The following is a 1143-nucleotide window of genomic DNA, read 5'->3' on the forward strand; positions in this document are numbered from 1 at the left end:
TTGTGCTTGGGCGTGGCCGGTGGGCGCTTCGGCGGCGGGGTCGGGGCCGGCTCGGCGTCGGGCATGCCGGGCAGCGCGAGGACGTCCTCGTCGCCGGCCCGGGTTCCGCTCACGCGCGCCGGTCTACCAGAGGGGGCCGTCGGTCCGGGGTCGGTCCCGGGCGATCGCCCGCTTCGCGATGATCACGGGCACACGGGGCAGGTTCGAGGGCGGTCGGGGCTGCGTGGTGTGCCCCTCGTCGAGCGGGTTCGGCTTGCGCGCCCGGCGACGGTGATCATGGGCACGCTGGGCAGGTTCGAGGGCGGTCGGAGCTCCGTGGTGTGCCCTTCGTGGAGGGGTTCGGCTTGCGCGCCCGGCCACGGTGATCATGGGCACGCTGGGCAGGTTCGAGGGCGGTCGGAGCTGCGTGGTGTGCCCCTCGTCGAGGGGTTCTCGGCTCGCTCGCCCGGCCACGGTGATCATGGGCACGCTGGGCACGTTCGAGGGCGGCCGGACCTGTGTGGTGTGCCCCTCGTCGGGACGCCGCCGGCCCGGCCTCGTCGACGAAGTGGAGATACTGCCACTGGCTGCAAGCGTCGACGCTTCGCTGGCACCACGGGGCGTCCCGAACACGACGACGGCCCGGCCACCCCCACGCGAAGCGAGGGAGCGGCCGGGCCGGCGCCGGAGGAACGGACGAGGTCAGCTGGCGATCGACTTCAGCTGGTCCGCGCGGTCGGTGCGCTCCCAGGGCAGGTCGAGGTCGTCACGGCCGAAGTGGCCGTACGCCGCGGTCGGCTGGTAGATCGGGCGCAGCAGCTCGAGGTCGCGGACGATCGCGCCGGGGCGCAGGTCGAACACCTCGGCGATGGCCTTCTCGATCTTGGCCGGGTCGACGTTGGCGGTGCCGAAGGTCTCCAGGAAGACCCCGACGGGCTCGGCCTTGCCGATGGCGTACGCGACCTGGACCTCGGCGCGCTTCGCGAGGCCGGCGGCGACGACGTTCTTCGCCACCCAGCGGACCGCGTAGGCGGCCGAGCGGTCGACCTTCGACGGGTCCTTGCCGGAGAAGGCGCCGCCGCCGTGGCGGGCGTAGCCGCCGTAGGTGTCGACGATGATCTTGCGGCCGGTCAGGCCGGCGTCACCCATGGGGCCGCCGGTGAC

1 protein-coding gene is annotated in these 1143 nt (G+C 73.7%); it reads right to left on the minus strand.

Translation table 11 applies throughout. From position 1 onward, the window contains the following. Nucleotides 1-681: 681 nt before the first annotated feature. Nucleotides 682-1143 (minus strand): methionine adenosyltransferase domain-containing protein (locus AC0CYZ_RS30980; protein WP_472221987.1); only part of this gene is annotated, 462 nt, incomplete at its 5' end.

It is taken from the genome of Actinomycetospora sp., assembly GCF_055612215.1.